This is a genomic window from Allochromatium warmingii (assembly GCF_900107145.1).
In the GTDB taxonomy this organism is placed as follows: domain Bacteria; phylum Pseudomonadota; class Gammaproteobacteria; order Chromatiales; family Chromatiaceae; genus Thermochromatium; species Thermochromatium warmingii.
The window spans coordinates 24699-31507 of the sequence record NZ_FNOW01000036.1 but is presented as its reverse complement, the minus strand read 5'-3'; the positions used below and the strand labels follow the sequence as shown (position 1 = coordinate 31507).

The window sequence follows — 6809 nt, the reverse complement described above, 5'->3', positions numbered from 1 at the left end:
GAGTGGACCCTCTTCTCAGCGTAGTTCAGACGGCCTTGTCGCTCCAACCAAACGTCAAGCATCCACATAGACCGTTAAAAAGTCGCACATCGGGTTATAGAAAGATGATGCGACCGATCATGCGCCAACCCGATCATCCGTTTCGTGCTTTGGCCGCTACTTAGATTACCGGACTCGCGTTAGTTATGGCGCTGTTGCGTTATATACAAAAAAACATAGCGGCCTGTATGATTTGCTTCATAACCGCGTCAAGCAACCCAAGCTACTCATTATAAAACAAGCAGTTAGCGTACTTTACGCGCATTTAAGAAAATTGGCATTGAAACTGCTTATTCGTCAAGCGTTATAACAATAAACCATAACGCTATACACGACAGGAGATCAGCGATGGATCTAGCGTATCTGCTCCAACTGGCTAATCAGTCGGGCGGAATCCTCTATCTCATGGTCATCCTGCTGACGCTGGCATTGACCGTAATCGTTGAGCGCACTTGGGTACTGCGTAGTGTGACACGTCACGGCGAAACCCTCACGCACGCCCTGACACCCCTAGCTGCGCAGGATCGCAACGGGCTGGCTTGGATCCGCGAGACTCAGGCGCGCCATCTGCACGGCGCACTATTGGAGACGGTACTGACAGCGTCATCAGCGCCTGAACCGGATTTGGCCAGCCGACTCGATGAGGTGATTTTGCGTCATGTCCCGTTGTTAGATCGGCGGTTGTGGATGCTGGATACTACGGTGACACTGGCCCCATTGCTCGGCTTGCTGGGAACCATCATCGGCATGTTCCACGCTTTTCAGGTGTTAGGTGAACCCGGTGCCGCACCCAATGCGGTGACCGGTGGTGTGGCGGAGGCGCTGGTTGCCACCGCTGCTGGGCTGCTGATTGCTGTTATCGGGTTGGTGTTTTTTAACGGCCTCAACGAGCGCGTGCGGCTCGCGGTGCATCAACTCGATACGCTCAAAGTCATGCTCATCAACCGCTTCGGCACACCGACCTCGGGAGCAGACTGATGCGCTATTTGCAACGGCGCAAGGCACGTATCGAGATTGTGCCGATGATCGACATCATGTTCTTTCTGCTGGTGTTTTTCATCATGGTTACGCTCAACATGATTCCGGCTACCGGTATCAGCAGTCGGCTACCGTCGAGCACCAGCGCCGAGCGGTTGGAGTCGCCGCAGGTCGTCATCAGTCTTGATGCGGCTGGGATGATTCATGTCGATCAACAGCCGCTGAATCTGGAACAGCTTGGTGTGTTGTTGCGTGAGCGTGGTAGAGAAACACAGGTGGTCATCGCTGGAGCGGACGCCGCCGCGCTTGGCGATCTGGTCGCGGTGATGGATGCCTGTCGGCTCGCCGGTATCACCCGCATCGGCATTGCCACCCGCGAGCCACGCGCCTGATGCAGGCTCTAGCTCCGCTGCCAACGCTGCCGCTGTGGTTGGCCATGCTGATTGCGCTGGGCAGCGAAGCGGCGCTAGTCGCCGGACTGACGCAATGGCTGCCACTGCGTCGCACGCCGTTGCCCGCTGCGGTGCCGATTGAAGTCAGTGTAGTTGCCGTCTCAGTGGTGAGTAAGCTGACTGATATGGCGTCACCGGATCTCAAGCCGGTTGCGACCGCGCCTGTTCAATCCGCATCGCCTGAACCTGAGTCCAAACCAGAACCACCGCTTCCGGTGCGTGCGCCTGATCCAACGCCTGCGCCGGTTGCGCTTGCGTCGCCTAAGCCCAAATCGCAAGCAAAGCTTAAGTCCAAGTCCAAATCCAAACCGAAGCCACAGGTTAAAGCCAAGCCACCTAAATTGAAGCATATCAGCCCGCCGCCGCGCCGCGCCTCCCGCCCAATACCCGCCAAGCCGACTAACCGGGAAAGCGCCAACGCGACGCCGCAAGTGGCGGCTAACGCGCCGAGAACAACCGGCACGCCCGATGGCTCGCCAGTGGCCTATCTGAGCAATCCGGCCCCTGATTATCCCGACGCGGCACAGCGCCTGCGTTTAGAGGGCACAGTGTCGCTGCGCGTATTGGTCAACGCGAACGGTCAAGCAAGTCAAGTGCTGGTCGCGAACTCTTCGGGCGTATCCAGTTTGGATCAGGCGGCAGTACGCACGGTGCGCCGCTGGCGCTTCAAACCCGCCCACCAGAACGGACGACCAATCAGCGCCTGGGTACGGGTTCCGGTTCGCTTCAAACTCAATCGTTAGACAGATTGCACGCGATACGCTCAGTGCTGACACAACCACTTCATCAACCGCAGGAGATGACTCATGCACAATTCGTTTCGATCTTCACGCGCTTCGCAGCGCCCATTGCTCGCGGCGCTGACGCTGCTGACTAGCCTATCAACGCAGGCCGCTGAACTGGTCGATATGACGGGCCGCACCGTCGCGATTCCAGATCAGATCGAGCGTGTGTTCGCCGTGACGCCGCCGGTGGTGCCGCTCATCTATGCCATTGATCCCACTAAACTCGTGAGCCTGAGTTTTCCGTTTACGCCCGAAGATGCGCCCTATGTTGCGCCAGCGGTAAAAGATTTACTGATCGTCGGGCGCTATACGGGAGAAGGGCCGCCGCCTAATCCTGAGCTACTGGCCAGGACGCAGCCACAGCTCAGTATCGCTTGGGATATGCCGTTTATTGATGCCAAGCGGGTTGAGACGACCTTTCAAACGCTCGGCACGCCGGGACTGTTCGTGCGGCTCGAACACTTGCGTGATTATCCGGCGGCGCTGGAGCTAGTCGGTCGGGCGCTGGGTGCGGAAGACAGAGCCGCTACACTCGCTGATGCCATTCGCACCGCTCTCACCCGCGTCGAGCAGGCGGTCGGCGCAGTGCCGGCGCATCAGCGCCAGCGCGTTTATTTTGCGCAGGGTGCTAACGGACTGCAAACCGAGTGCGCGGATTCGTTTCATGCCGAGGTCATCGGATTGGCGGGCGGCGTCAATGTCATGGACTGCAAGACTCAAGCCATGTGCGGACGCGAGCCGGTCACGCTCGAACACATCCAGACGCTCGACCCAGATGTCATCCTCACCGATCACCCGAAATTCTTTGCCACAGTCAAGACCGATCCAGCTTGGAGTGCGCTCCGTGCGGTGCGTGACGGTCGCGTCTATCTGGCCCCGAGCAGTCCGTTTAGCTGGCTGGGACGCCCACCCTCGTTTATGCGGGCGCTGGCGATGCAGTGGCTGGCCAATCGACTCTATCCCACGCAGTTTCCGTGGGATGCGGAACGCGAAATTCCAGCGTTTTACGCACTGTTCTTAGGCATCAAACCCGAAGTTGTCGATGTCCGCGCCTTGCTCGGTACAAGCTGATTGCTTGTTGACCACCGTTATATTCAGTTTGAGATAACGATTATGAATGCACATACCCCGCGACCGCTTCGTCTCTGTCTACCGCTGTGCTTATTAGTACCGACGGCCAATGCACTCGCTGAAATAACCCCTGAGCTACCACTGGTGACGGTCACCGCTGAAGATATTGCTCAAATCGATCTGGACACAACGGCGACCGTCACACGCTTTGATGCGCAGACGCTGCGCACAGCAGCTGGTGCGGCGGCGAGTTCGCCGTTTCAAGCTGTTGCTGCTGCGCCCTCGGTCAACTTCCAAAGTGCCGATCCACATGGTCTGACTGAGGTGGGTTTTCACGAAACGATCAAGATTCGCGGCGTCGCGCAGACCGGGCCGGCTTCGTCGCGCAATATCGACGCGCTCCCAATCACCGTTAATCCGGGCGGCAGCAAGGGCATTTTGGACATGGAAAATGTCGCTGCGATAGAGCTGTATCGCGGCGCGGCTCCGGTTGATCAGTCGCTTGGATTTAGTAACTTGCCGGGCAAAATTAATTTGATAACCCGCGCACCTGCGTCTGAACTTGCCACTGAAGTACAGTTTGAAGGTGGTAGCGATGATTTTCGGCGCGTGTTTATACGTCAGGACAGCGGACGTTATGGGATCCTGTCTGGGTTTCTCTCGGGGAGTTTTACCAGCGGTCACAACTGGAAAGGGGAGGGCGAGTTCGAGCGCCAAAATGTCTTTGCTGGTCTGGCGCTCGATGGTGGCGCGGCGTGGGGCGCAGAGCTATACGCTGGTTACAATCACGATGAGCGCGAGACCTATCGCTTCTTTAATCACACGCTTGCGAGCGACTTTGCCAACTATCGGCGCGACTGGTCGAGCAACCCCGCTAAGATCGATTATTACGGCTACAACCGCCAGACATTCACCGACCGTTTTGTTTACGCAAATCTTCATGCGCGACTGGCTGAGGGCGTCGAACTGGCGATCAAACCTTATTATCTGAGCGAATCGGGGGATTACTGGTTCAGCTCGATCAATGCCACGGACGCAACCAAAAGCCGCGTGATTGATTGGATGATCGAGCATGACAATCTCGGCGTGCTAACGCGCCTCGATTGGCAACTGAGTGCTAACCAGCGCCTGACGCCCGGATTATGGCTGCAGCGCCAAGAGCCACCTGGCCCGCCATCTACCCAGAAAAAATACCGCGTCACCCCCACTGGGCTGGTCTTTGACGGCTGGCAAATGTTAGCTGACAACGACCCGCACCGACTGATTTCGCCGTTCCTGAGCTATCTGGGTACCTTCGATCAACTTAGCATCGAGGCTGGTTTACGCTATGTCGATCTGCGTCTTGGGGCACTGACCGCCTATAACGCCAGCGGCGCAGCGGCGAAACTCTCTGATGTCGAGGCTGCCAGAGCGGTGGGCGGGGTGGATGCGCTGGCCTCGGCGGATGCCAAGACGCTCACCGAATGGTTGCCCTATCTCGGTCTGACATGGCGACTGAATCCGACCACCAGCCTGTTTACACGTATCGGGCGCAGTTACGGGCTGGATGTCAATCTTTTCCCGTACTACACCGCGCAGCGGACACAATTTGCGGCCAAAGGCGTCAGCTTCCAATCGCTCTGGGATCGGCTGGAACTGGAAACCGCCGATAACCTCGACCTCGGTTTGACCTATGCGCGGGATGACTGGTCACTTGGCTTGACCGGCTTTTACGCCCAACACGCCAACAAGCAATCCACTATTTATGATCCGAGCATCGGGGTGCGCTATCCCTGGAACGTCGCCGATGCCGAGCGTTACGGGCTTGAATTGGAAGGACGCTGGCGCATAACGCCAACTTGGACACTGACCGGCAATTACACCTGGAACCGCTTCAGCTATCTGGATGATCTGGCACTCTCGGCGAGCGGCGCGATTGGTACCAAAGGTAAGCAGGTTGTGGATACACCGGAACACATGCTCAAACTTGGTTTGCGCTACGAGCAGGCGGCCTGGGGTGCGGGGGTTGAGGCGCGTTATATCGGCGCACGCTATGGCGATGTTCTCAACGCGGAGCGGGTGCGGTCTGTGATTGTGGTTGATGCGTCGGCCCGTTACCGCTTGAGCCAAGCATTCAATCTGACACTAACGGTACAAAATCTCTTCGATGAAGAATACATCGGCCCGGTCAGTGCGGCTGATGATGCGATTGCCAATTACACGGCGGCGCTCAATGGCGTGAGCGGCAATGGTTCGAGCTATCAATACGGCGCACCGCGCACGCTGTATCTTGGACTATCGGCAGATTTTTAATCTGATTCTCTGGTCACGACGCTTCAACTTCGTGACCAGTCATCAGCAATCAAAAATCACTTATCCCGCCAACGCCAATAACACGCCAGCCGCTACCGCCGAGCCAATGACTCCGGCGACATTCGGCCCCATCGCGTGCATCATTAAAAAATTATGCGGATCGGTTTCCTGCCCGACTTTATTCACCACTCGCGCCGCCATTGGCACTGCTGATACACCCGCCGCGCCAATCAATGGATTGATTTTGCCGCCGGTGAAGCGGTACAGCATTTTGCCCATCAGCACCCCGGCAGCAGTGCCAATACAGAATGCCAGCGCCCCGAGCACTAAAATTCCCAGCGTTTCAACGGTGAGGAATTTATCCGCTGACAATTTTGAGCCGACGGCGAGACCGAGCATAATGGTCACGATATTGATAATTTCATTCTGCGCCGCTTTACTCAGCCGCTCGACGACACCCGCTTCGCGCAAAAGATTACCGAAGGTCAACATGCCAATTAGGGGCGCAGCCGACGGTAATAGCAGGGCGCAGAGGATTAACACCACAAACGGAAATAAAATCCGCTCTAACCGCGAGACCGGACGCAGTTGCTGCATGACGACAGCGCGTTCTTGCGGTGTGGTGAGCGCCCGCATAATCGGCGGCTGAATAATGGGCACCAGCGCCATATACGAATAGGCTGCCACTGCAATGGCTCCGAGTAATTCCGGCGCGAGTTTTGAAGCAAGAAAAATCGCCGTTGGCCCATCAGCACCGCCAATAATGGCAATCGCGGATGCATCGGCAAGCGTGAAGTGAAAGCCGGGCAGAACATTCAGCGCAATGGCACCTATCAGCGTTGCAAAGATGCCGAATTGTGCCGCTGCACCGAGTAATAAGGTCGAAGGTCGGGCAATCAGCGCACTAAAATCCGTGAGTGCCCCGACGCCCATAAAAATCAGCAGCGGAAAGACGCCAGTTTCAATGCCAACCGCATAAATCAGCCCCAATAATCCATCAGGGCCAGCAATACCGGCCATCGGGATATTGCTGAGAATTGCGCCAAACCCAATCGGCAGTAATAATAATGGCTCGAATTGTTTGACAATCGCCAAATAAATTAGAATGCCGCCGACGCTCATCATCAGCGCCTGACCCCATTCTAAATTGGCGATGCCCATCGACAGCCACAGCAGCTCTAGTTTATCCATA

Annotated in this window: 6 protein-coding genes; 5 read left to right on the top strand and 1 reads right to left on the bottom strand. The window is 56.7% G+C overall.

Going from position 1 to position 6809, the window contains the following annotated elements:
- The first annotated feature begins 387 nt into the window (after positions 1-387).
- The 5 genes from BLW10_RS10555 (at position 388) to BLW10_RS10535 (ending at position 5617) form a co-directional block, all read left to right on the top strand.
- Positions 388-1017, top strand: coding sequence for a MotA/TolQ/ExbB proton channel family protein (locus BLW10_RS10555; RefSeq protein ID WP_091334552.1), 630 nt, complete (start codon positions 388-390; stop codon positions 1015-1017).
- Entirely contained in the window at positions 1017-1409 is a 393-nt protein-coding gene (locus BLW10_RS10550; protein WP_091334550.1) for an ExbD/TolR family protein, read from the top strand. The genes BLW10_RS10555 and BLW10_RS10550 overlap by 1 nt, the downstream gene beginning before the upstream one ends.
- The gene (locus BLW10_RS10545) at positions 1409-2212 is read left to right on the top strand and encodes an energy transducer TonB (protein WP_245709328.1); all 804 of its coding nucleotides are present in this window, start codon (positions 1409-1411) and stop codon (positions 2210-2212) included. The genes BLW10_RS10550 and BLW10_RS10545 overlap by 1 nt, the downstream gene beginning before the upstream one ends.
- Before the next feature lie 63 nt (positions 2213-2275).
- A complete protein-coding gene (locus BLW10_RS10540) occupies positions 2276-3325 on the top strand; it encodes an ABC transporter substrate-binding protein (RefSeq protein ID WP_091334547.1) in 1050 nt (349 codons plus the stop codon).
- Between the two features lie 42 nt (positions 3326-3367).
- Entirely contained in the window at positions 3368-5617 is a 2250-nt protein-coding gene (locus tag BLW10_RS10535; protein WP_091334545.1) for a TonB-dependent receptor, read from the top strand.
- Positions 5618-5677: 60 nt separating this feature from the next.
- On the opposite strand, the gene BLW10_RS10530 is transcribed toward BLW10_RS10535, so the two are convergent.
- Positions 5678-6808, bottom strand: coding sequence for a sodium ion-translocating decarboxylase subunit beta (locus BLW10_RS10530; protein ID WP_091334544.1), 1131 nt, complete (start codon positions 6806-6808; stop codon positions 5678-5680).
- Position 6809: the final 1 nt, after the last annotated feature.

What these genes read in the sequence shown, in the direction of transcription:
- BLW10_RS10530 (WP_091334544.1), bottom strand. Translation starts at nt 6,808, where the DNA reads ATGGATAAACTAGAGCTGCTGTGGCTGTCGATGGGCATCGCCAATTTA.
- BLW10_RS10535 (WP_091334545.1), top strand. Translation starts at nt 3,368, where the DNA reads ATGAATGCACATACCCCGCGACCGCTTCGTCTCTGTCTACCGCTGTGC.
- BLW10_RS10540 (WP_091334547.1), top strand. Translation starts at nt 2,276, where the DNA reads ATGCACAATTCGTTTCGATCTTCACGCGCTTCGCAGCGCCCATTGCTC.
- BLW10_RS10545 (WP_245709328.1), top strand. Translation starts at nt 1,409, where the DNA reads ATGCAGGCTCTAGCTCCGCTGCCAACGCTGCCGCTGTGGTTGGCCATG.
- BLW10_RS10555 (WP_091334552.1), top strand. Translation starts at nt 388, where the DNA reads ATGGATCTAGCGTATCTGCTCCAACTGGCTAATCAGTCGGGCGGAATC.
- BLW10_RS10550 (WP_091334550.1), top strand. Translation starts at nt 1,017, where the DNA reads ATGCGCTATTTGCAACGGCGCAAGGCACGTATCGAGATTGTGCCGATG.